Origin of the sequence: Limnospira platensis NIES-39, assembly GCF_026000695.1 — a bacterium.
Classification (GTDB): domain Bacteria; phylum Cyanobacteriota; class Cyanobacteriia; order Cyanobacteriales; family Microcoleaceae; genus Limnospira; species Limnospira platensis.
The window spans coordinates 2,594,593-2,619,918 of the sequence record NZ_AP026945.1 but is presented as its reverse complement, the minus strand read 5'-3'; the positions used below and the strand labels follow the sequence as shown (position 1 = coordinate 2,619,918).

The 25,326-nt window shown below is 42.9% G+C and carries 16 protein-coding genes and 1 pseudogene; 6 read left to right on the top strand and 11 right to left on the bottom strand.

Translation table 11 applies throughout. The annotated features are described in order from the left end of the window. Positions 1 to 18: 18 nt before the first annotated feature. Positions 19 to 252, top strand: a complete 234-nt coding sequence (locus N39L_RS12815) for a hypothetical protein (protein ID WP_148261852.1) — start codon at positions 19 to 21, stop codon at positions 250 to 252. Positions 253 to 398: 146 nt separating this feature from the next. On the opposite strand, the gene N39L_RS12810 is transcribed toward N39L_RS12815, so the two are convergent. Then, positions 399 to 1,496: a RuBisCO large subunit C-terminal-like domain-containing protein gene (locus N39L_RS12810; protein ID WP_006616467.1), complete on the bottom strand. Its 1,098-nt coding sequence runs from the start codon at positions 1,494 to 1,496 to the stop codon at positions 399 to 401. Positions 1,497 to 1,559: 63 nt separating this feature from the next. Here N39L_RS12810 and uvrA point away from each other — a divergent pair, with 63 nt between their 5' ends. Continuing rightward, positions 1,560 to 4,463, top strand: coding sequence for an excinuclease ABC subunit UvrA (gene uvrA / locus N39L_RS12805; protein WP_006616468.1), 2,904 nt, complete (start codon positions 1,560 to 1,562; stop codon positions 4,461 to 4,463). Between the two features lie 52 nt (positions 4,464 to 4,515). Here the strand turns inward: uvrA and larC are convergent, their stop codons facing one another. Then, complete coding sequence (gene larC / locus N39L_RS12800) at positions 4,516 to 5,778, bottom strand: nickel pincer cofactor biosynthesis protein LarC (RefSeq protein WP_014275407.1); 1,263 nt, start codon at positions 5,776 to 5,778, stop codon at positions 4,516 to 4,518. Positions 5,779 to 5,913: 135 nt separating this feature from the next. Between larC and N39L_RS12795 the strand changes: the two genes are divergently transcribed. Beyond that, positions 5,914 to 6,582 (top strand): L-threonylcarbamoyladenylate synthase, encoded by a 669-nt coding sequence (locus N39L_RS12795; protein WP_014275406.1) that lies wholly within the window; start codon positions 5,914 to 5,916, stop codon positions 6,580 to 6,582. 46 nt (positions 6,583 to 6,628) lie between these two features. Here N39L_RS12795 and N39L_RS12790 read toward each other — a convergent pair whose 3' ends face one another. The 4 genes from N39L_RS12790 to N39L_RS12775 form a co-directional block, all read right to left on the bottom strand. Further along, positions 6,629 to 10,168: a WD40 domain-containing protein gene (locus N39L_RS12790; RefSeq protein ID WP_014275405.1), complete on the bottom strand. Its 3,540-nt coding sequence runs from the start codon at positions 10,166 to 10,168 to the stop codon at positions 6,629 to 6,631. A 463-nt stretch (positions 10,169 to 10,631) separates the two neighbouring features. Next, a complete protein-coding gene (locus N39L_RS12785) occupies positions 10,632 to 14,216 on the bottom strand; it encodes an AAA-like domain-containing protein (protein ID WP_014275404.1) in 3,585 nt (1,194 codons plus the stop codon). Positions 14,217 to 14,513: 297 nt separating this feature from the next. After that, positions 14,514 to 15,134 (bottom strand): hypothetical protein, encoded by a 621-nt coding sequence (locus N39L_RS12780; RefSeq protein ID WP_006618312.1) that lies wholly within the window; start codon positions 15,132 to 15,134, stop codon positions 14,514 to 14,516. Next, positions 15,134 to 16,534: an AAA family ATPase gene (locus N39L_RS12775; RefSeq protein WP_006618313.1), complete on the bottom strand. Its 1,401-nt coding sequence runs from the start codon at positions 16,532 to 16,534 to the stop codon at positions 15,134 to 15,136. The genes N39L_RS12780 and N39L_RS12775 overlap by 1 nt, the downstream gene beginning before the upstream one ends. On the opposite strand from N39L_RS12775, the gene N39L_RS12770 reads away from it, so the two are divergent. Continuing rightward, a complete protein-coding gene (locus N39L_RS12770; protein WP_126277495.1) occupies positions 16,533 to 16,778 on the top strand; it encodes a hypothetical protein in 246 nt (81 codons plus the stop codon). The two genes, N39L_RS12775 and N39L_RS12770, sit on opposite strands and share 2 nt — an antisense overlap. On the opposite strand, the gene N39L_RS12765 is transcribed toward N39L_RS12770, so the two are convergent. The 5 genes and pseudogenes from N39L_RS12765 to N39L_RS12745 all read right to left on the bottom strand — a co-directional run bounded on the left by N39L_RS12765 (position 16,722) and on the right by N39L_RS12745 (position 23,355). Further along, a complete protein-coding gene (locus N39L_RS12765) occupies positions 16,722 to 19,448 on the bottom strand; it encodes a valine--tRNA ligase (RefSeq protein ID WP_006618314.1) in 2,727 nt (908 codons plus the stop codon). The two genes, N39L_RS12770 and N39L_RS12765, sit on opposite strands and share 57 nt — an antisense overlap. Positions 19,449 to 19,720: 272 nt before the next feature. Then, positions 19,721 to 21,019, bottom strand: coding sequence for a glutamyl-tRNA reductase (locus tag N39L_RS12760; RefSeq protein ID WP_006618315.1), 1,299 nt, complete (start codon positions 21,017 to 21,019; stop codon positions 19,721 to 19,723). Positions 21,020 to 21,154: 135 nt separating this feature from the next. After that, on the bottom strand, positions 21,155 to 22,192 hold the full coding sequence (glpX, locus tag N39L_RS12755) for a class II fructose-bisphosphatase (RefSeq protein WP_006618316.1): 1,038 nt from the start codon (positions 22,190 to 22,192) through the stop codon (positions 21,155 to 21,157). Between the two features lie 196 nt (positions 22,193 to 22,388). Then, positions 22,389 to 23,146, bottom strand: a pseudogene (locus N39L_RS12750) (zinc ribbon domain-containing protein). 86 nt (positions 23,147 to 23,232) lie between these two features. After that, positions 23,233 to 23,355, bottom strand: a complete 123-nt coding sequence (locus N39L_RS12745; protein WP_286131363.1) for a hypothetical protein — start codon at positions 23,353 to 23,355, stop codon at positions 23,233 to 23,235. Positions 23,356 to 23,415: 60 nt separating this feature from the next. Here N39L_RS12745 and N39L_RS12740 point away from each other — a divergent pair, with 60 nt between their 5' ends. After that, complete coding sequence (locus N39L_RS12740) at positions 23,416 to 23,745, top strand: thioredoxin family protein (RefSeq protein WP_006618318.1); 330 nt, start codon at positions 23,416 to 23,418, stop codon at positions 23,743 to 23,745. Positions 23,746 to 23,793: 48 nt separating this feature from the next. After that, complete coding sequence (locus N39L_RS12735; protein WP_006618319.1) at positions 23,794 to 24,993, top strand: LL-diaminopimelate aminotransferase; 1,200 nt, start codon at positions 23,794 to 23,796, stop codon at positions 24,991 to 24,993. Positions 24,994 to 25,326: the final 333 nt, after the last annotated feature.

Here is a 25,326-nt window from a genome sequence, read left to right as displayed (position 1 = left end):
AGGGACAGGTTTATTAATATGGTCGGTGAGAGGGACAGGTTTATTAATATGGTCGGTGAGAGGGACGGGTTTATTAATATGGTCGGTGAGAGGGACAGGTTTATTAATATGGTCGGTGAGAGGGGCGGGTTTATTAATATGGTCGGTGAGAGGGACGGGTTTATTAATATGGTCGGTGAGAGGGGCGGGTTTATTAATATGGTCGGTGAGAGGGGCGGGTTTATTAATATGGTCGGTGGGTCTTCTAATTAACTGCGGAACCCGCCCCTACGATTATCCATTATCAATATCAATTATAAATTAATTACCGGGTGGGGGGGCGGGTTTATTAATATGGTCGGTGGGTCTTCTAATTAACTGCGGAACCCGCCCCTACGATTATCCATTATCAATATCAATTATAAATTATCCATTATTACTTCCTTGAAGGTTTGAACACCAGCGGCGGGACCATCTGGATGATCCATGATACCAGTTCCAGCATTGAGAATAACATCATTGCCATAGTCGGCTAAAACCTGGGGAATAATTCCCGCATGGATACCAGCAGAAGGGACTGGGAAAATATTACGCGATCGCAAAGTATCCCGAATTTTGGCTTCTTCCGTGGGGTCAAACGGTAAACTACCATAATGGGCTGGATACAAAACCGCATCCGCCCCAGCATGGGCCATGAGAGTCCCCAAAACCACAGAATAAGCTAAACCGTGATCCGGTGATGCACAGAGGCTACCAGCAAACGCAGGATGCACAAAAATCGGAACATTGATTTCTGGGTCACTGGCGATCGCCTCCAATACCGAAAATCCGTAGGTTAGGACATTTAATAATAGGGCATTTGCGCCCGCCTTAACTAGAGTCCTCGCTTTTTCGATTAAGGTGATCGCAGAACCCGTGATATTTACCGCATAGAGGACGTTGCGACCCGTTTCGCTTCTCACCCTATCTAACACCCCTCGACAAGCCTTTAAGCGTTCAAGAGTGGGCGCTGTGGGCAAGTCTGGCAGGATTTCATCATCCTTAATTAGGTCTAATCCCGCAAAAGCCACCTGTTCCAAAATATCCGCGTGGTCGGCGGCGGACAACCCCAAGGCGGGTTTAAAAATCGCCATAATTAGGGGTCGCTTCGGGACCTCCAGGCGATCGCGAATTCCTGTAATTCCTAGTTTGGGGCGTTTCCCGTAATTTTCCCCCAGCCGGACTGCAATTACCTTTCCACTACCCGCCATGGAATATTTACCAAAAATCATCGTTAGTAGGCTGGGGATATCGTTTTCTACATTAGCCTCTGGAAAAGCAATGGTAACAATGCTATATTTTTGATTATCAGTTTGGATATTGATCACCTCTCCTAAATGCGATCGCATCACCTCTTCCCGGTGTTGAAAACGTGCATCCCAAGTTCCCGCTGTTTGTCCAATGGCGATAACTTTCCCTTGACGTTCTGGATCTATTCCCGGGGGAAATCGATAGTCTACCTCGATACTTCTAAGCATAGATAAATTCCTAGCCCTCAAATTATCACTTCTCTGATTATTGTATTATCCTACCTTAACCTAATGGCTAAACCTGCGAAATTTTCCGATCTCCAATCTACCATATCCCCCGCTAGTCTGAACACTATTAGAATTATTGGCGCGAGACAACATAACCTCAAAAATATCAATCTGGAACTTCCCCGCGATCGCCTCATTGTATTTACTGGCGTTTCAGGTTCTGGGAAATCTTCCCTCGCTTTTGATACCATTTTTGCCGAAGGACAACGGCGTTATGTCGAGTCCCTTAGTGCCTATGCGAGACAATTTTTAGGACAATTAGATAAGCCTGATGTTGATGCGATCGAGGGGTTGAGTCCCGCCATTTCTATTGACCAAAAATCTACCTCCCATAACCCTCGGTCTACCGTCGGAACAGTCACCGAAATTTATGATTATTTACGTCTATTATTTGGTCGGGCGGGTTCCCCTCATTGTCCTATATGCGATCGCAATATTGCCCCCCAAACTATTGACCAAATGTGCGATCAAGTTATGGCACTTCCTGAAGGCACTAAGTTTCTCATTCTTGCGCCTGTCGTCCGAGGGAAAAAAGGCACTCATCGCAAACTCTTATCTAGTTTAGCATCTTCAGGCTTTGTCCGGGTCAGAATTGATGGGGAAATTCTCGAATTGTCTGACCATATAGACTTAGACAAAAATCATCTCCATGATATTGAAATTGTCATTGATAGACTCATTGTAAAACCAGGTTTACAGGAACGTTTAGTTGATTCCTTAACTACCTGTTTACGCCATTCCGAAGGTATTGCCATTATTCAGATTTTGGATAACCTCAATATATCACCAGAAGAAAACTTCCCCAAACCTCAGCAATTGGTCTTTTCCGAAAACTTTGCTTGTCCTGAACATGGCGCGGTTATGGAAGAACTTTCACCCCGTCTATTTTCTTTTAATTCTCCCTATGGCGCTTGTCCCGCTTGTCATGGTTTGGGACACTGGCGGACTTTTTCCCCAGAATTGATTATTCCTGACCCTTCACAACCTGTTTATAATGCGATCGCCCCCTGGTCAGATAAAGACAATTCCTTTTATTTATCCCTACTTCATAGTGTCGCCCAAGCCTTCGATTTCGAGATTTCGACACCCTGGAAAAAACTGACATCTGAACAACAGCATATTATTCTTTATGGGAGTGAGGAACCCATTTTAATAGAAACTGATTCCCGCTACCAAGAAAGTCGCAGTTATTACCGCCCCTATCTCGGTGCAATTCCCATGTTACTCCGACAATATGAGGAAACAGGTTCCGAGGCGCAAAAGCAGAAATTAGCACCTTATTTGATTGACCAGCCCTGCGAAGTTTGTCACGGTAAACGATTGAAGCCAGAGGCGCTATCTGTCTATTTGGGACAGTATAATATAGCAGATTTAACAGAGGTTTCCATTCGGGATTGTTTGGCTAAAATTAATCAGCTACAATTGAGCGATCGCCAAGCCCAAATAGGGGATTTAGTCTTACGGGAAATTAAGGCAAGATTACAGTTTTTGATAGATGTCGGTTTGGATTATTTGACCCTCGCTAGATCCGCGTCTACCTTGTCTGGGGGAGAAGCCCAAAGGATTCGATTGGCTACTCAAATTGGCGCGGGTTTAACCGGTGTTTTATATGTCTTAGACGAGCCTAGTATTGGCTTACATCAACGGGATAATGGCAGACTATTAAAGACCTTGATAAAGTTGCGAGATTTAGGCAATACCTTAATTGTAGTTGAACATGACGAGGAAACTATCCGCGCCGCTGATTGGTTGGTTGATATCGGTCCGGGGGCGGGAGTTAATGGGGGGGAAATTGTCGCCCAAGGAGATTTTAAAACTTTATTAACTACTGAAAAATCCCTCACGGGTGCTTATCTTTCTGGACGCAAAAAAATTGAAACTCCCACCAGCCGCCGTCCCGGAAATGGGCGATCGCTATTTCTCCAAAACGCCCATTGTAATAATCTGCAAAATATCGATGTTGAATTACCCCTCGGTAAATTTGTCTGTATTACTGGGGTATCAGGTTCCGGGAAATCTACCTTAATTAATGACTTATTATATCCCGCCCTCCAACATCATTTTTACGGGAAAATTGCCTTTCCTAAACAATTAGATAAAATTCGGGGATTAGATGCTTTAGATAAGGTCATTGTCATTGATCAATCTCCCATTGGACGCACTCCACGTTCTAACCCCGCTACCTATACGGGAGTGTTTGATATTATCCGAGGAATATTTGCAGAAACCATTGAGGCGAAAGCTAGGGGATATAAGCCAGGACAGTTTTCTTTTAATGTTAAAGGCGGACGCTGTGAAGCCTGCGGCGGACAGGGCGTAAATGTGATTGAAATGAATTTTCTCCCTGATGTTTATGTTCAATGTGAAGTATGTAAAGGCGCACGATATAACCGGGAAACTCTCCAGGTTAAATATAAGGGCTATTCTATCGCTGATGTCTTGAATATGACGGTTGACGAGGCTTTAAAAGTCTTTGAAAACATCCCCCGCGCTAACACTAGGCTGCAAACTTTGGTTGATGTCGGTTTGGGTTATATTCAGTTAGGACAACCCGCGCCTACCCTTTCTGGGGGAGAAGCACAACGGGTTAAATTGGCTTCTGAATTGTCAAAGCGCGCTACTGGTAAAACTCTATATTTAATTGATGAACCCACTACCGGTTTATCCTTTTATGATGTTCATCAGTTATTGAATGTTTTACAAAGGTTGGTCGATAAGGGTAATTCTATTATCTTGATTGAACATAATTTAGATGTGATTCGTTGTGCTGATTGGGTGGTGGACTTGGGACCCGAAGGAGGCGATCGCGGTGGTCAAATTATCGCCACCGGAACCCCTGAAAATGTCGCTAATAACCCCCATTCCTACACCGGAATTTATTTAAAACAAGTCTTAACAACTTCCTAGGACAAACAGAAACCCCCTTGATTTGGGGGTTGACAAACTAGCCAGAAATCCTTTATAATTGAGGAGCAATTGATTCGGCTTGCTGTTGTTGTATTAACTGCCAATGTTGTATGGCTTTTTGATGAATATCTAACCAGGGGATTTGATGCTGTTGGGCGAGGGTAGCGCAGTCCTCATATTCGGGATGCACATTAATAATGCGATCGCCTGAAAAAGCCACCTTAATTCTCACCAAACCATATTCAGTGTCAACCGTCTGTAATTCGCGGTTAAGAATAGTCCGACATTGCCAACTTTGACGAATCCCTAAAGTAGTGGTTTCTGCAAACAGAATATTCCGGCAAGTATCCACAGCTTCCGGGTGACAAATCACAGTTAATAATACCCCAAGGCGAGACTTTTTCATCGTCACAGGTTGCACAAAAACATCCACCGCCCCCGCCGATAATAAAGCCTGAGAAGCATAGGCGATCGCTTGGGGGCTAAGGTCATCAATTTGAGTTTCTAATACCGCCACCATTTCCTCATCATGATCATGGAAAGTCCCCCCCAAACCATGACTTTCCGCCTTGGGTTTATCTGTGTCCTCAGTTTCCCCTAACCATAGGCGGAGAATATTAGGGATGGGAAAATTTGACGAACCGGCCCCTAGTCCCACCCGTTTCAGAATCATCGGCGGTGGCGGTCCGAATTCTGTAGCCAAAGTTACAGCGATCGCCGCCCCCGTTGGGGTAACTAATTCTCGTTCAATGCCATTGCTATAAACTGGAACACTACGCATTTCCCAGAGTTTCAGAACAGCAGGGGCAGGTACTGGCAAAATTCCATGGGCAGCCCGGAATGTGCCCCCACCTACCGGAAAAGCAGAACAATAGAGGCGATCGATTTTTAACCAGTCCAACCCCAAACAGGTTCCGACAATATCCACGATCGCATCTGTAGCCCCCACTTCGTGAAAATGTACCTTTTCCGGGTCAATACCATGAACCGCCCCTTCCGCTTCCGCCAGCTTGCGGAATACAGCTAAACTCATGTTTTCTGCCCTTGGGGGAAGTTTTGCAGCTTTGATAATGGCTTCAATATCTGGTAGGTGGCGAGTGTGATGATCGTGGCGAGTTAGGTCTACATGAACCTTCGTCGCTTGTTGACCCTGGCGAGTTACCTTTTCAGCCCATAGCCGATATTCCTCAGCCATTCCCAGCCTTTCTAACTGTGTCGTGAGATACTCCAGAGGGACCCCGGCATGAACTAAGGCGGCGAGGCACATATCCCCAGCTATTCCAGTGGGGCATTGAAGGTAGGCTATATTGATCATTTTCGGCGGTCTGGTTTAAGTGGTATCGATTTTAGTTTAAAGTTATTTTACTCAAAAATTGGGCATGATCAGATCGTCATTCTGACTTTAAACTTTAATTGTTCGATAATTATTCGAGTTCATGGACTTTATTATATGGCTACTCTGTACGAAATTCATCCCCAAAATCCTCAAAAACGCACCATTGAACAAATTAACGATGCCCTTAAACGTGGGGCGGTGATGCTTTACCCTACTGATACTGTTTATGCGATCGGTTGCGACCTCACCGTTAAATCTGCAGTCCAAAAGGTACGACAAATTAAGCAGATTTCCAATGATAAACCTCTCACCTTCTTGTGTTCATCCTTATCCAATATTGCCGATTATGCCATAGTTACTGACGAGGCTTATCGCACCATCAAAAAATTGATTCCGGGGAGTTATACTTTTGTGCTTCCCGCCACTAAACAAGTGCCCAAATTGGTCATGTCACCTAAGCGGAAAACCACCGGAATTAGGGTTCCTGATCATCCCGTGTGTTTAGCGATTTTGGAATCTCTAGGAAATCCGGTCATCTCTACTTCTGCACATATTAAAGAAGAAGATGAACCCTCGGCTTTAATTCGGAAAATTCCCCAAAATTATGATAAGTTTCAGCTTTTTGATGCCTTGGAGAATTTGGTTGATATTATTGTTGATGATGGCGCTGATTTGGATTATCAAGTCTCGACAATTATTGATTTAAGTGCTGATGATCCTGTCCTGGTGCGGCGCGGAAAAGGATGGGAGGCGATCGCTGATTGGGATCTGCCAGAAGAATAGCCCAATAGCCCCAATTTTAGGGGCTAAGTTAACCTTTCATCCCACTTTAATTAAAGCGATCGCACAAATTTCTTTCCTCATCCTTTAATCCCGGGTGATAATTAAGGTAGTCTTGGATGACATAACAAGCATAACTCAACTCATCCAAAGCCATAATCTCAGCCACATTCCAGATAATCCCCTTATGATCATCTCCCCCAGAAATAATCCATTTCCCATCATTACTAAAAGCCACAGTCCGCGCTGGTCCTTGATGTCGGATTAACGTTTTGAGTTTCACCCCTTCATTAGTCCAAAGTTGAATAGTGCCATCCCAACTAGCCGAAGCAATCATCTCACCATCTGGCGAAAAAGCCACGTGATCAACAATTCCCTGATGATGCAAAACTATCGATTTTCTACCATCTAAAAACCATAATCTGACCGTGTTATCTGTACTAGCAGAAGCAATAATATCACCTTGGGGACTAAAAGCCACCCCCCAAACACTACCCTGATGATTACCAATTAACCGCGTCCCAGACCCGTCTATATATACAACTCTGACCTCCTTATCCTCACTACCCGTAACCACCATTTTACCATCAGGACTAAAAGCAACCCCCGTAATCACTTCCGAATATTCCCACTCCCGTATAAACTCCCCAACTCGACTCCACAATTTCACTTTCTTATCATTTCCCACCGAAGCTATCACCTCACCATTTGGCGAAAAAGCTAATTGATTTACCCCCATAGAATGAGCATTATTGATCACCTTTAATAACTCTCCCTCCATATTCCAGAGGCGAATACTTTCATCCCAGCTACCCGTCGCCACAATTTCACCATCAGGAGAAACCCCTAGACCAATTACACCCTTATCATGACCTTCTAGTCTTCCCAGTAAACGACCCTGCATATCCCAGCGATAAACTTCTCCACCCCAACTAACAGAGAAAACTTGCTGATGGTCTGGAGTTAAAGCTACTCTCCGCAGATGGGTTTCATGTCCTGATAACACAGTCAAAAACGGACTCTTAACTTTCCATAGTTTAACCTCCCCATTGAAATCAGCAGAAGCCAGAGTTTCACCATCAGGACTAAAGGCGAGTTGAGTAAGCGGCGCAGTATGGGAAACAAAAGTTTGCAGGTGTCTACCGTCAGGACTCCATAAACGGATAGTCTGATCCCAACTCCCAGAAGCAATTATATTACCATCAGGAGAAAAAGCCACAGTCCTAATACTATTGTCATGTTTTCCAAGGACAATAGCAGACCTTTCATTAATAGACCATAATTTCAATTCTCTATTATGACCTCCAGCCACTAGATACTGACCATCAGGAGAAAAAGCCAAAGCCTCCACAGGTTCTTGAGAATGTTCAAAATCAGCTAATAATTCTCCTGTTATGTCCCACAGTTTCACTGTACCATCATCACTCACAGAAGCCAGGCGGTTACCGTCTGGAGAAAAGGCTATCTTTTTCACCAATTGAGTATGACCCACAAATTCATTTAATAAAGTGCCATCTCTGCGCCAAAGTTTTATAGAACCACGATTGCTAGAAGTGGCTATGGTGTCTTGATCCCGAATTATCAGATCCCATATTTCTTCCTCATGGGCGGAAAACGTGAACACCAAATCACCTTGATTTGACCAAATTCTGATTTCCCCATTGCTGTGTCCCGTGGCTATATAGCCGTCTGGGAAAAAAGCTAGAGTTCGTAATTCATAGGCAAAATTTGGGATAATATTCAGTAGTTTTCCCCGCCGATTAAAAATCAGAATCTGATTATTGTCTGTAATAATTTTATCCCTTCGGTCAACATCTTGAGAATTAGTGCGGGTAATAATCGCTATCTGTTCACCATCTTTACTCCAATCTAAAGACCAAACTCGGTCTTCCTGACGACCAAAACTATGATATTCATTCATCCCATAAACAGATTGAATCAAGACAGAATTTACTTTATTTTGGATATTATAATCGGGATTTTTGACATCCTTAATCCTCATTTTTGCCCGTACAGCATTAATTAAAGCATTGAAGCTATTTTGTGATAAAAACTGACCCTCTGTGGCGGAAATTAGGGCCTCAATTTCTCGGACTTTGGTGATTTCGTAGCTGGCGATCGCTCGACGATATTGGGAGTAAGCTAAACCCGCTAACCCTAGGGAGAACAATAGTGATAAAACTACCGTGGTTAACAGTCGCCGCTGTAGTCTTGAGTTTTTATATTCTTCTAAAAGTCTCGCTTCTACCGCGATTAATTTTTCCGCTTCTAAAGCCTGTTGCATGGCAGCGCGATCGCATTTTTCCGAAGCTGATAAAAATTGATAATCACCATCACTTAAACTTTTTCCTAACGCCCAATTTCGCGCTTCTAACAAGGCTTGACCTCGTAAAAGTCGAGAATCATCTGTTTGACAAGAAGCTATCCAAGCCTCAAAGTTTTGGGAATATGGACGTAGTAAATTTAGCTGTTTTTGCGTCCATTCTAAGTTAAAAATATGCTCATAAATGGGATTTTTAACTTTTAGCACACTCCCGGATTTTTCAATTAATCCCGATAGTAAAACCTCCGTTTCTTCCCGACTACCATCAAAGGGTATTTCGGTCTCTAGGAGTATTTTCTGATAAATACCTAATAATCTTGAGCAGATTTGAGGATTGCTAATAATTCGATTTCTAATGGTTCGCAAATGTTCCGGTTCGTCTTGCTTTTCCCAATTAGTAATTATCTGGTCAATCACCAATGTTTTTATAAACTCTTTTTCCGATGCTATTTGACCACGATTTAGCGGATTAATATCTTGATGATATTGGTAATATATGAGATTACATAACTTCTGAGTTAAAAACGGCTGTCCTCCTGTCCAGTTTAAGATTTCTTGCAGCAAAATTTCCCCATTAAAACCCGGAACATTTAATCCCTTTTGTAGGGGTTTTGCTTCCTCTAGGGTAAACCCAGAAAGTGCGATCGCTGTGCCAATATTAAAAGGGGTTCGGGTGCGGTCTCTAATTAAATCGGAGGGATTAGCTACCCCGAAAATCGCAAAATTTAACCGTTGATATGCTGCCTCAGTTGCCCTTTGGTTATAACAAAATCGAATAAATGCAAACCAATCATCTACCGGAAATGGTAAACTTAAAATAGTGTCGATCTCATCAATAAAAATGCAAAATATATCATGGGGAAAAGTTGGCAGTAAAACCTCAACTAGAAACTGATTTAATTTCTGTACCAATGAAAGTTCGCCTTGTTCTTTCCACCATACTTTAAATGGCATAGATTTTAATAACCCAAACCCTCGCCAAAGTTCTACAAAAATTCCCTTATACCACTGCATTGGGGTAACATCTTCACTACCAATAACCGTCATGTCTAACGTCGCACAACGTATTCCTTCTGCTTGTAAACGGTGGCGGGTTTGCACTAACAGAGAAGATTTACCCATCTGACGAGAGTTGAGAACATAACCAAACTCTCCCCGCTTCAAGGCTTCATACAGGTCTGTATCTGCTTGTCGCTTAACATAGCTAGGACAGTCGGTATGCAGACTACCTCCGACTTGATAAATTGACCGATATTCAGTTATCATAATTAAAATCTCATCGTCAATTCTGATAATTATCTCACTCTTGCAATTCCTCTTACAATTAATAAAATAATCAACAGCTTTATCTTCAATTTTTGTAAACAAAGCATGATACGCACAAAATCGCTATTTTGTCAAGAGGCTAATTTTTGACCCTGGCTCAATCCTTAAAAACTCGTGCATCGCAATTTTAAACTTTCACCAAAAAATATTAATATTTCACGATATATATAGGGTTTCCGGCTTTTTTTGGGCGTGTAGACACAATAAGCCCTTGGATGCGATTTATATAAGCATAGCAAAACCCCCATTCTGTCGTCAAGTATTTGAGAGAAGTTATCAATTAAATTGTATTAAATCTTAACATTATTTTGAAAATTAAAACTCTTTTGATGAAGATATTAGTAAAAATTATTGATTGGGGTATTTAAAGGCTGTGGGTCAGGGTATCCAAAACCGGATATATTCAATTTTGGCATATTTGGCGATCGCCATTTTCAGTGTCGGCATGAATTTGTAAGTAATCCCGTATCCAGTCACAGGCATAATTACGCACTGTTTGATAATTAATAGAATCCTTAATATTCCACAGGATAGCCACCCCATCAATATCAGTAGAAATTAACCGTTGACCATCATGGCTAAAATTCACCGACAAAACCCGAGTTTGATGGGTACGATGACCATTAAAAATCGCCAAATTTTCCCCATCAAGACTCCAAATTTTCGCACTTCCATCTGTCCCCGCTGTCGCCAGTATTTGACTATCTGGGGAAAAAGTCACATCCGATACAATATCATTATGATCAGCTTTAAAATCATTAATTAGATTGCCATTTATATCCCACAGCATAACCATATCATCTTCAGCAGCAGAAACCAAAAAGCGACCATCAGGAGAAAAATCTAAGCCTAAGATAGTTCCCCTGTGGTATGGACTTAGTTCCCGTTTCAGGCTACCATCAACTCCCCAAATTTTCACCATTCCACCACTACCACCAGAAGCAATTAACTGATTATCTCGGCTAATAGCAATCGTGCGGATAGTCTGTCCCTGTGAAGACCAACTTTTGAGCAAAACCCCGTCTTTATTCCAAAGTTTGATAGTGCTATCACCACTACCACTCACCAGAAATTCACCATTGGGACTAAAAGCCACCGACCAAACAGGTCCAGTATGTTCAGTTAAAGTGTTTAGTAAAGTTATGTTGGTTCCGTCAGGGGAAATTTGCCACAGTTGAATGATTTGGTCATAGCTACCAGTAGCCAAAATTTGATATTGAGAAGCAACACTGACCGACAAAACTCCCCCGTCGCTAGTAGGAATAGTCTGTAATAACTCCCCATTAGGTCGCCAAATTCTGAGAGTTTTATCATCACTACCAGTTACCACAAAACTGTCATCCTCAGAAAATACCGCATCTAAAATACCCCTATTATGTCCCCTCAAAATAGTGAGGCTAGGGTGTTCAAAACCCCAGAGTCGAAGAGTTTTATCATTACTTACCGAAGCCAGCGTTTTACCATCAGGGCTAAAGCTAACATTCCAGACCTGTTGTTGATGACCTTCTAGGGTGTATAGCAAATTACCATCTATATCCCACAGCTTAATATTATTAGCTAAATCAGCAGTGGCGAAAACAATACCTAAACGGCGGATAATGCTATCGGGAGGACTAATAGCCACAGACCAAACCCAACCTTCCTGGGAGGGTAAAGTAGTAATCAGACTGCCATCAAGTCCCCACACTTTAGCTGTACCGTCATTACTACCAGAAACGATAGTTTTGCCATCGGGGGAGAATACCACGTCCCAGACCGGGTTTTGGTGTCCGCTAAAGGTATTAACTAGACTGCCATCTATTCCCCATAGTTTCACGGTGTGGTCTTTGCTACTGGTGGCGATATTTTGACCATCTGGAGAAAAAGCGATCGCCTCTACAGCATCATCATGACCTGTTAAAGTCAGGTGAAGATAAGCATCAACCCATCCCTGGTCACCCCGTCGCCACAGTTGCGCTGTTTTGTCTTGACTAGCTATTCCTATGGTCTGACCATCTGGAGAAAAAGCGATCGCCCTGACACCATTTTTATGGAGACTTAGGGTAGTAACTAAATTACCATCAACAGTCCAGATCTTAGCCGTTTTGTCTAAACTCGCTGAGGCTAAAAATTGACCATCTGGGGAAAAAGCCACATCAAAAACGTCCCCTTCATGACCAGCAAAAACCTGTAATAAATTACCTCGCTTATCCCAGAGTTTAATAGTATTATCATTACTGCTAGTAGCGATATATTCACCGTCAGGAGAGAAAGTAACTCGCCAAATCAAATGGTCATGGGCTACAATTCTATTGAACTCATCAGCCCTAAAAAATGCCCGGCTAACCGTCTGCTTTACCCTCTCGATAATGGCGGGATTAGGTGATTTTATAGTTGCAATTTTTTGATGTGCTGCTAAAGCCGACAATAAAGCATCCAAGTGATAATTTTGAGTGAATAAAGTATTTGCAGAATTTAAAACAGCACTAATTTCGTTAATTCTAGCTTGTTTTTCATTAATTGAAGCTCTCATATATAAATTAAATGTCTGAAATACCAACAGAGAATTTATCACAAAACCAATAGTTAAAACTCCTATAAAAAGTTTTTGTTTTTGGGCATTTTTTTGTTGCTCTAATAATCTGATTTGCTGTTCTTTTAATTGGTTGGCAATAGCTTGCGATCGCTCAATTTCTAGTTGCTGTCTAACTTGCATTTGTTCCAGTTCAGCCGAAGCATTTAAAAATTGATAATCTACCGGACTCAAAACCTTACCTACCATCCACTTTTGAGCATCTTTGAAAGCCTGTCCTCGCAGCAGTCGAGATTCATCAGTTTTACCAGAAATCACCCAGGCTTCAAGAGTTTGAGAATAGGGTCGTAAATTACTTAACTTTTTATCTACCCAATCGTGATTAAAAATGCTTTTATAAATCTTATTTTTCACAATTAAATAATTATGGTATTTAATCACCAAGCCAGACATAATTAATTCCGTTTGTTCAGCACTACCATCAGCTTCAACTATTATACCTATTAAAACTTGCTGATAAAGACTTAGCAAATTTGCCAGAGTTTTGTGATTATCTAATAACCGATTAGAGATAGTTCGTAAATGTTCCGGTTCGTCGTGATATTCCCAATTATCAATAATGTAATCTTGAACAATTTTATAGATAATCTTTTCTTCGGATTTAGACTCCCAGAACTTATGTTTACCTTCTTTCAATATCTCCACACATAATATATTACAAATTTTCTGAGTTAAAAAAGGCTGTCCTCTCGTCCAATTTAATATACTTTTCAGCAAACGACGAGAATTTTTACCCGGAATAATTAAACCTGTCATTAAAGGTTCAGCTTCCTTTAAAGTAAATCCTGATAACTGTATAGCTTTCCCAATATTAAACGGCGTGCGATTTTTATCTTTAATTAAATCCGAAGGTGTAGCTACTCCAAAAATCGCAAAAGTAATCCGATTATATTCGGGATTAACAGCCCTTTCATTATAACAATAACGAATGAAAGCAAAAAAATCATCCACCGGGAATGGTAAACTTAAAATGCTATCGATTTCATCCACAAATATAAACAGGCGTTGGTCTGGTAAATGTTTTAATAACTCTTCAATAAATTGACTTAAACGCTGCAATAAAGATAGGTCTTCTCGTTCATTCCACCAGCTTTTCAGTGGAAATTTACTGGTCAGCTTAAAACCTGTCCATAAAAATGTTAAAATCCCTTTATACCACTGTAAAGGTGTCACATTTTCACTACCAATACAAGTCATATCTAAGCTGATACATTTCAGCGACTCCTGTTGTAGCCGATAGGAAGTCCGCACCAACAGGGACGATTTACCCATTTGACGACTATTGAGAACATAGCAAAATTCCCCGGATTTCAAGGCTTGATAGAGTTCCCTATCCGCCGCCCTCTCCACATAGGTCGGTGAGTCCCTATGAAGGCTACCACCAACTTGATAAATTGATTGGGACTCAAGTATCATGAGATTATATCGATAATTATAGTTAATTATTAGCCCACCACAACGGTAATTTCATAAAATGTCTATTTTGTCAATAGCCTAATTTTCAGCCTGGACTAAATCCTCAAAAACTCGTGCATCGCCATTTTAAATTGTAGCCACAAAATATTAATATTTCACGATCTATATAGGGTTTCCGGCTTTTTTTTGGGTGTAGGCACAATAACCCCTCGGAAGCGATTTCCGTCAGTATAGCAAAACCTCCATTCTGTCGTCAAGTATTTGAGGTTACTGGTATTGAGGCGATCGCATCTCAAATCATGCTTTTTCTAAGAAAACTCGGAAATAAATTTCTTTCTGATGCTTAACCGATAAATAGTGCTTCGGTATTTCTTCTATATTGTCACCGTCTATTTTAAGGGACTTCACCAGATTTTCTCGTTTGAATTGTGATGAACGTTTATTCAAATTACCTGGCATGGGTATATTTTTAATCACCACAAATTTAATATCATAATCCTTGAGAAAATCAGGCTTTCCCCAAAAAACTTGCCCGATTTTTTGCAAATATTTAAATAGACAAAAACCACCTTTAAGTTGTTTAATAATATCTTGATTATCTGGGTTGCCTCGCTTGAGTTCTAAAAAAATAGCTGTTTTTTGTGATTTTTGGTTAAGCAAAATGTTAACCAAAATGATATAATCTGAACGTTTGCATTCTCCTTGTAATCCTTGAATAAATCCTACTGGTGGTGCAAACTTATCGGATTTAATAATGAAAAATTCTGGTGGAAATCCCTTAATTTTAATGGAATATTTAACATCTTGATCTGCTTCAGTTAGGATTACTTCTCGACTGTTATAGGGTAGAGCGATCGCTTTAATTTGTGCTGATTCATCAATTAACTCTGACAGAATTTTATAATCTCTCTTCCACACTAGAACTCTTCTCCCCAAACGATCGCTTCTTGAATTTTATTCATGGCTTCAATCGCAGTGTCAAAGCTGGAAATTTCTATACCGAAATCCGGTGTAATCTTGGCAACAGTTAACGTTTGGCAGCGACTCCGCCTCGATTTACCGGGTAGTTGAACAAGGGCTTCTTCCGCGATATAAACTCTAACACGACTAGCATCGAGAATTTCATCTTGTTTATAGCCTTCTTGTTGAGCGATTTTCTGAATGTGGGGTTTATCGGAATTGAGCATGATTAGGGTGTTCAATTCCTTGACAATATAATCACTGTGGGTCGTCATCAATACTTTGATGCCACTGTTAATTAACCGAGCAATTAAACGAGCGATTCGACGTTGGTTTTCCGGGTGCAAATTTAGTTCGGGTTCATCAATAATTAGTAATTGACCGATTTTGGCAATATGTTTTAAATAAAAGCCAATATCCAGTAAAGAACGAACTGCGCTAGAACTTTCATCCATCGTTAACTGAGCTTTTTTATTACCCATAGGAATATAATAGAGTTCATCATTTTTGGTCACCACATAACGACCGCCAATAATATCATCAAAATCATCCAAAATACCAGGATTGATTTCGCTTAAATCACTGCTGCGTTTAGATATTCCCTCTAAATTACGCAGAAACTCAACATTTTTATGAATCGGCAACGCATAATCTCCATACCCCTTAGAAAGCAGCAGTTGAAACCTATCTTTTTCCCCTTCAACTTGGCTCAGTTCATCTAGGAGGCGATTACGGGCAAAATTGAGTTCTTTCCGAAAAATAGCCGCACCTGTTCTTTCCGCACTCGCGATAAAAGGACGCGGAAAAAATCGAGAAAACAGGATATTTTTAATCGAATCACTAATAATTTTATTGATGATTTGTCGAGGAAAATTCAGATTTTCCTTTGTGGCTAGGAGTGTAACCGTCAATTCTGGGCTATTTACAGGTTTGATTAGTGAAAAGATTTGCTGATCAGAACCTCTGGCTCCTATATTGGTTTCATAGCCATCATCAAAAAAATCTCTATTTAAATCTAAAAAAACTTCAAAGGTTGTCTGGGCGAACCTGGCTCCGTTTGTCCCAAAGATTTCCCCCAGACTGTCTGCGTAGGCTTGGGAGGCTTGGGATAGGATTTTTTCTGGGGAATCAATATCAGTTAGGAGGTTGATCGTCGCCAATCCTTGATTTAAAATCTGGTCAATAATATCATTGGCAATTTCCACCTCAAAGCCATCTCTCCATGTCGATAAAAATCCAAACAAAGCATAGGTCACATAAGTTTTCCCAGAGTTATTTTGCCCACAAATAATCGTTAGATCTCCTAATTCTAGTTGGGCTTGTTTGATAACACCTAAATTTTGAACCTTGATTTTCATGAATAATTTAAGTGTGAGAGTTTTAGATTTTTATGACTCTGCTATGGTACGGGTCTTGGGAGTCTCAGCCTCCGGGATTGCATCTGTTAACAATCCTTGGAAATCCAAAATACTTTGCCAGTATATATTAGTTAAACTTAACCCAGATGATGGTAAGTGGGGAAAATTCCCCACAGTTAGGAAAACCCTAAAAACCACTCAAACGGCTTTGGAGAATTTCCGCTTGTTTCTCAGCTTCCGCTAAAGCATCTCGCGCACCCTGTACAACCTGGGGGTCAGCTTTATCGACAAAATTACGATTACTTAAACGCTTGGTATAGCTATCAATTTCCTTCTGAATTTTTGCCAATTTCTTCTCGGTCCGCTGCTTCAAGGCTTCTAAATCAACCACCCCAGCCAAAGGAATTAAGGCCTGAATAGTACCCACCACCCCGGCGATAGTTTGACCTTCATTTCCCGTTAATGCTTCTGTAATCACCAAGTTATCCACCCCAGCAATTTTATTAATATAGACCTCTCCCCGTTGCAAAATCTCCCTTTCTTTGGCATTTTCACTTTGCAGAATCGCCGTAACTTTGACTTTGGGTTTAATATCAGCGTCAGCGCGCAAATTTCGGAGAGTGCGAATTGTGCCGATAATTAAATCAAAATCGGTTTCTAAGTCGGAACTGATCATCTGTTCTTGCAATACTGGATAAGTCTGCACCGCCAAACAATCTTGTTCCCCGGTTTGGGTTAAAGTATGCCAAATTTCCTCGGTAATGTGTGGCATAAAAGGATGTAATAGCTTTAAAATGCCTTCTAAAATGTAGGCGAGTACCTGCTGGGCTACTTTCTGAGAAACGCCGCCATCTCCCTGTAAACGATACTTGGCTAACTCAATATACCAGTCGCAAAAATCACCCCAAATAAACTCATATAAGCCTTTAGCTGCTTCCCCTAAACTGTAAGCATTCATATAATCACAAGTTTGCTTGACAGTTTGGTTAAACCGAGACAAAATCCAGCGATCGCTTAATTCCAACTCCTCCAAATTAGGTGTTCCCAATTGTGCCGGAGTTTGTCCTTTCAGGTTCATCAACACAAACCGGGCCGCATTCCAGAGTTTATTAGTAAAATTCCGGGAAGCCTCCACCGACGGCGACTCATCCTTGCTGCGGTCATACTCTAAACGGATATCCTGTCCTGCACCGATCACCTCTCGCATTAAAGTATAACGCAGCGCATCAGTCCCATATTTATCAATCAACAATAAAGGGTCGATACCATTTCCCGCTGATTTCGACATCTTTTTGCCATTTTCATCCAGGATTAACCCATGGATATAAACCGTTTGAAAAGGCATTTTGTCCGTAAAATATCCCCCCATCATCGTCATTCTAGCCACCCAGAAAAAGATGATATCAAACCCCGTAGACAGAGTATTCGTCGGGTAATAGGTTTGCAAATCTGCCGTTTTTTCCGGCCATCCCAAAGTCGAAAACGGCCACAAACCAGAGGAAAACCAGGTATCGAGAACATCAGGATCTTGCTGAAGTTTTACCCCTTCTCCAAAGGAAGCGATCGCTTTTTCCTGGGCTTCTGCTGCTGTCCGCGCCACAATAAACGGAGTATCATCAGTAATTTCTCCCCCAGTTTCACTAACCGCATACCAAGCCGGAATTTGATGTCCCCACCACAGTTGACGAGAAATGCACCAATCTTCTAATTTCACCAACCAGTCACGATAGACTTTTTGCCATCTTTGGGGGACAAAATTAGGGCTATGGTCATTATCCAAACATACCAAAGCCCCATCAGCCAACGGTCTAATCTTGACAAACCACTGAGTAGATAATAGCGGTTCAACCGGAACTTTTCCGCGATCGCTATAAGGTACAGAATGGCTATAGTCTTCGATTTTCACCAAAAACCCTTCCGCTTCCAAACGTTTCACCACATTTTGGCGCGCCACAAACCTATCTTGTCCGACAAACTCTCCCCCATTCTCATTCAAAGAACCATTTTTATTTAGAATATTAATCATCGGCAAATTATGCCTTTTACCCATCTCAAAATCATTGGGGTCATGGGCGGGAGTAACCTTAACGCAGCCCGTCCCAAATTCTGGATCAACTAACTCATCACCAATAATAGGAATTTCCCTATTCATAATTGGTAAAGTCAGAGTTTTCCCAATCAAATTTTGATAGCGTTTATCATTAGGATTAACCGCCACAGCCGTATCACCTAACATAGTTTCTGGGCGAGTAGTCGCCACTTCCACAAACCCACTACCATCACTCAGAGGGTAGCGAAAATGCCATAACTTGCCATTAACTTCCTTATTTTCCACTTCCAGATCCGACACCGCCGACTCACTGGCGGGACACCAATTAACCAGATATTCCCCACGATAAATTAAGCCATCTTCATATAAACGCACAAACGCTTCAATTACCGCTTTTGATAATCCTTCATCCAGCGTAAACCGTTCACGAGTCCAGTCACAGGACACCCCCAAACGTCGCAATTGATTAACAATTTTACCACCCGACTCTTGTTTCCACTGCCAAGCCCGGTCTAAAAACTTATCCCTTCCCAAATCATAGCGAGTTTTACCTTCTTCTCGCAATTGTCGCTCTAAAATAGTCTGTACTGCTATACTAGCGTGGTCAGTTCCCGGCAAATATAGCGTATTATAACCACGCATCCGATGATAGCGAATTAACGCATCAATCAAAGAATTATTGAAAGCGTGACCCATGTGCAGGCTTCCCGTCACGTTCGGAGGCGGAATCATGATACAGTAGGGTTCACCGGGATGGTTAGGGTCTGCTTTAAAGACCTGCTTCTGTTCCCAGTATTGCTGCCATTTGGCTTCAGTGGAGAAAGGGTCGTATTGGGGTGCTAGGGTGGGAATAGTTGCAGTCATAGCAGATTATATCGACAGTTTAAGCTGATTGCTCGTTCCTAAATATTTTGCCACATCAAGGCTTAAATTACAGTAGATGATTAGATTATTAGTTATCGTCGCGCTTCGCCGTCATCCTAGCCGCTACCATATCGCCATGGGAAGTATCTTAACCGCCTTCCCAATCCTATTCAGCCCCGCCTACCTGCTTTTCCTCTCCTCTTGTCTTGGCAGCCCAGACCCACCCCGAACCCCCTTAATGGAGGATGGGGGGGACTGGTAATCTTGAGAGTCTAACTGTACTGTTGACCAGATACTGCTTCTGGGTCAAGGTTAAACAGAGTTTGCAGGGTTTGCATAGCCCGGCGGCGGGCTTCAATATCCTGCTGCGATCGCAATTGTACCATAGGATCATGAAGGATTTTATTGACAATACCCCTAGTCAGGGCTTCAATCACCTCCTGATGCTTTTCCGCAAATTCCGATCCCAAACGAGATAACGCTTTTTCCAGTTCCTGTTCTCTAATCCCTTCAATCTTATCGCGCAGACAGTTAATTGTCGGGACTGTTTCCAAACTCCGCCACCAGACATCAAAGGCTTCCACTTCTTCTTCAAGAAGAACCTCCGCCTCCAGCGCCATTCTCCGGCGGCTTTCATAGTTTTGGGCTACCACCGCCTTTAAGTCATCCACATTAAACGCCTTAATTCCTGGTAACTCCGTGACATCAGCCGCCACATTGCGAGGAACAGAAATATCAACCAACATTAGAGACTGGTTAGGGGCTAAAGTCTCCTCTAATTTAGCTCTATCTAAAATCGGTTCCGTCGCACCTGTGCTAGTAAAGACGATATCGGAATTAGCCACAACAGCCATCATTTCCGACAGAGGACACAAGTTCAAATCCGCCTCTCTAAATTGACCCGCCAACTCTTGCGATCGCTTTAACGAACGATTTATAATAGAGATGTGGTTAGCCCCCTTAGAGAGCAGATGTTGTACCAATAGGCGAGACATTTTACCCGCCCCAACAATAGCCACTCGGTAATCAGACAGATCCTCCACTTTCATCTGCACCAATTCCACAGCCGCAGAACTAATAGAAACCGCCCCCGTACCAATGCTAGTTTCTGTCCGCACCCGTTTCCCAGCCGTCAAGGCTTGTTTAAATAAACGATTGAGAATGCGCCCTATTCCCTTGTATTGCTGACCCAACTTGTGAGTTTGCTTAACTTGGGCGAGGATCTGTCCTTCTCCCAGAACCAAACTATCCAATCCCGCCGCCACTCGCATTAGGTGCATAATCGCATCATCATGGAGAAGCGTAAATAGATGGGGACGCAGTTCAGCCAGGGTTAGTTGACTCGACTCCGACAGAAATTGGGTTACTTCCCTAATTCCCGGTTGAGCCTCAACTGTGACCAAATAGATTTCCAAGCGATTACAGGTACTAAGAATCGCCACCTCTTCCAAATGAGGATAGCTCAACAAACTGGCGATCGCCCCTTCTATCTGAGGTTCTGGAATACTGAGTTTTTCACGGACGTTAACTGGAGCCGTTTTGTGACTAAGACCTACGACTGCAATATTCATAAAACGGTTTAGTGTTTCGGTTTTTTTATTAGTGTATGGGATCAGGTCGAAGCCATCTCCGGTGTTTCTGCTGTCAACTCACATCAATTCACCAAAATCTGTGCAATTTCCCTGATCCCGTTTCCACTGGGGAAACTAGCGAAGCTGAATATTTTTCGGCTTCTCAAACATATGGATAGTATCTACAAAGCGAGCTGTTTTCGACTGAGACGAAATTACCAAGCTCTGAGTCCGAGCCCCACCACCGAAGAAGCGAACCCCCTCCATCAGAGTACCAGAAGTAATACCACAGGCAGCAAATAGAACAGTTCTGCCGTTAGCCAGTTCTTCCGCATTATAGACCTTATCAGGATTTTCAATCCCCATCTCTTTCAAGCGAGCGATGTTGCTTTCCTTGCTTTCCCCGATCAGACCAGTCTTGACAACTTCTGGGTCATAGATCAATTGTCCTTGGAAGTGACCTCCCAGACAGCGCATAGCCGCAGCCGAAATCACCCCTTCAGGAGCCGCACCAATACCCATCAGAGCATGAATATTAGTTCCAGAGAAAGCACAGGAGATAGCTGCAGACACATCCCCATCACTAATCAGACGAACCCTAGCACCAGCTTCCCGAATTTCCTTAATCAGTTCCTTGTGGCGGGGGCGATCCATAACCACAACCACTAATTCCTCAACCGCGCGACCCATGCAGTCCGAGATAATCTGGAGGTTTTCTGTAGCTGATTTGTTAAGATCAACATGACCACGAGCTACCGGAGGGGCTGCTAGTTTCTTCATGTAGAAATCAGGAGCCGCAAAAAGTCCCCCCTTCTCAGAAATAGCCAGCACAGCCATCGAGCCATTTTGACCGTAGGCTACCAGGTTAGTTCCTTCGCAGGGGTCAACCGCGATGTCAATTTCTACCAATTCTTCTGGGTTACAAAATGCCCCCGCATTTTCCTGGGTGCAGATACCTACCTCTTCACCAATGTAGAGCATAGGAGCCTCATCGCGCTCCCCTTCACCGATGACGATACGACCGCGCATATGAATTTGATTCATCCGTTGGCGCATGGCTTCCACAGCCACATGGTCGGCGGTATTTTTTTCGCCTTTACCCATCCATCGAGCCGAAGCGATCGCCGCTTGCTCGACTACCTCAATAATCTCTAAACCAATAGCGTTATCCACGAGTTTTATCCTCCCAACATCTGAGATTGCCTGATTGTAAGGGTGGGTTCAGTAAACAGCCTCGATTTGCACGCCCGTTATTCGTGAACCCGTCCCTAAGCACTCCCAGTGTTCAAGTCTATCAGGTTATTGAGAGCCTATATGCAGGGAATTGAAATCCTCTTAATAATCTTAACAAATCTTGACACTCCCCTGCCTAAAGGCGAGGGGATTCTTCATTCATAGACCCAACTTGCTTTGACAGGATTGCTCCAGCCCGAGTAATGGTCGAATCTCCTGAAGCGTTCGGGTATAAGACCCTTCGCGCTTGCCCTAGCGTACACAAGGCTGACTTTGCTGCGCAACGCTGCGCGAACAGGATGTTGAGCGCAGCACTCCCATCCCGATCCAAGTTTAACCCACATTGACAAACATGAGTTCGAGTGGATAGGGCTTTTTTGACCACTGCACCACAGTTAGAGCATTCTTGGGAAGTATAAGCCGGGTTAACCGCAACCGTCACCTTGCCAAACTTCACCCCAAAATACTCTAGCTTCCTGAACTGATACCAACTTGCATCATTAATCGACGGGAATGGTGATTTGATTACGAGTTTCTGATAACTTCCAACCACAAGTTGTGTATTCAACTGAACGGCTGTTCTTTTTGAACTTGGGAAAACCTTTCTTTCCTCGAATGGCTTTCCGGCAGTTCTCGTAGAACCTCCTTATTGCCGAATATGCTCTTTCAATGGACGCTTGACAGGCGCTGGAGTTTAAGTTTTTAGCAAAAGGAAATTCATCTCGAGCGTGTTTTGCCCTAGACCATACAAATTATTCTGTCCAATTCCTGAATTATCCATCCAGAAACCGATCGCTTTATTTATTGCCGATGAACTGAGCAGTTCGGATCGCCTCATCAATGGTAATGCACGTGATTTGACTTCCCTTTGGCTTTAAACTCCAGTACAATCATTTATATGGGACAACACGCCTAAGCATAATAGTATAACATAAAAAGCCGTCCTACAAGGCTTGTTGAGCAAAGCCGAAGCGACCGGGCTAGTGACCCAGGATCTTTGGTAAATCACCCTCCGCCGACTCTCCCACCCTTCTGTCCCCCTCAAAAGTTAAATTTTGTTGCATTTGGGCGATCGCACCCCCATTCAGGACTGCCCTCGTCACAATTTTGCACTATGGTAATCTAATTAGTGATCAGGAAGTCGTACTAGCCGAGCAGCTTTAATGAGTAGCAACGTCATTGTCATTCAAGACTCCCAATTTGAAACCGAAGTCCTAGGTAATACTGGACAGCCGACTTTAGCCTACTTCTGGGCTGGCTGGTGTGGCCCTTGTCGTTTGGTTTCCCCCTCCGTCGAAGCTGTAGCAAATACTTACAGCGATCGCCTAAAAGTAGTTAAACTAGAAATCGACCCCAACCCCCAAGCAGTTAAACTCTGTCAAGTGGAAGGAGTCCCAGCCTTGAGACTATTTAGGGGCGGAGAAATTATCGCCTCCTTTGAGGGAGCAATTACCAAAGACAAACTAATTGAGTGGATTGACCCTCACCTGTAGAATCTGTAAATCTCTTATTGAGTCCCGTTTGCGTCGGAGTTGAATGCTATGCAATTTTCTAAGCGACTAGAACCTCTACGGTCTAATGTATTTGCTGATATGGATCGAGCCAAAGCCAAAGCATTGGCCGCCGGACAAGATCTGATTGACTTGTCTTTGGGTTCTTCTGATGTACCTGTGGCTAATCACATTATCGATCGCATTCGGGACTCCCTCGACGATACTACAACCCACGGTTACGCTTTATTCCGCAATACTAAGGATTTTCGAGATGCCGCCGCTCACTGGTACACCCAAAAGTATGGCGTGCCAGTTGACCCGGAAACCGAAGTTCTCCAACTCATAGGCTGTCAGGAAGGAACAGGACATCTGCCTTTAGCTATTCTTGACCCCGGAGATTTTGCCCTATTACAAGATCCGGGCTATCCTTCCCACGCCGGCGGAGTATATATAGCTGGCGGACAAATTTACCCCATGACCATGTTGGCTGAAAATGGCTTCCTGCCCAAGTTTGAGGAAATTCCCCAAGCCGTATTGTCTCAAGCCAAAATGATGGTCTTGAGTTATCCCCATAATCCCACAACCGCGATCGCTCCCTTATCATTTTTTCAGGAAGCCGTAGCCTTCTGTCAAAAAAATGATCTCGTCCTCGTTCATGATTTCCCCTACGGGGATTTTGTCTTCCCAGAAGGCAATGCCGTCAATAATGATGCCATTGCCCCCTCTATCTTGCAAGCAGACCCCCAGAAAACCGTCTCCATAGAGTTTTTTACCTTTTCCAAGTCCTATAATATGGGAGGCTTCCGTATCGGTTTCGCCGTCGGAAATCCTCAATTGATTCTCGCTCTGCGACAGGTCAAGGCGGCGATCGACTTTAATCAGTATCGTGGCATTCTTAATGGTGCGATCGCTGCTTTAACCGGCCCTCAAGAATTAATTAGCTACACCGTTGATACCTTCCGAGAGCGGCGCGATGTCTTTGTTAAAGCCCTCCATGACATCGGTTGGGATGTACCTACCCCCATAGCCACCCTCTACATTTGGGCAAAACTCCCCGAACCCTGGAGTCAAGATTCTATCCGCTTCTGCGCCCAATTAGTCCAACAAACCGGAGTCGCCGTATCTCCCGGCGTTGGCTTTGGCAAATCCGGCGAAGGATATGTCCGCTTTGCTCTCGTTCATCCCCCAGAAGTCTTAAAAGTCGCCGTAGACCGGATTGCCCAATTCTTGCAGTCCCACCAGCCCTAAACCAGCTAACACCTAACTTACTACAACTAATGATAGGGGCCGGTTCTCGACAATTCCCAGCACTACTCTGGGTTTCATCGAGTCCGGCCCCCTTTAAATATACCGATCAATCTCTTAAACATCACCCCCAAAAAACTGTAATTTTTCGTAGAAATACGGAGTATTTTTAACCATCATCAGACCAATCTTAGACACCATCAAATTTGCCGATAACTTTATATAAAATCACCATAACTTTACAGAACCTTTATAGACTTTTCCCAGACCGTCAACTATAATGAACACAGAGTCAAAAAACAGCAGGCGTTAAATTTATGTCTATATTAAAGACTC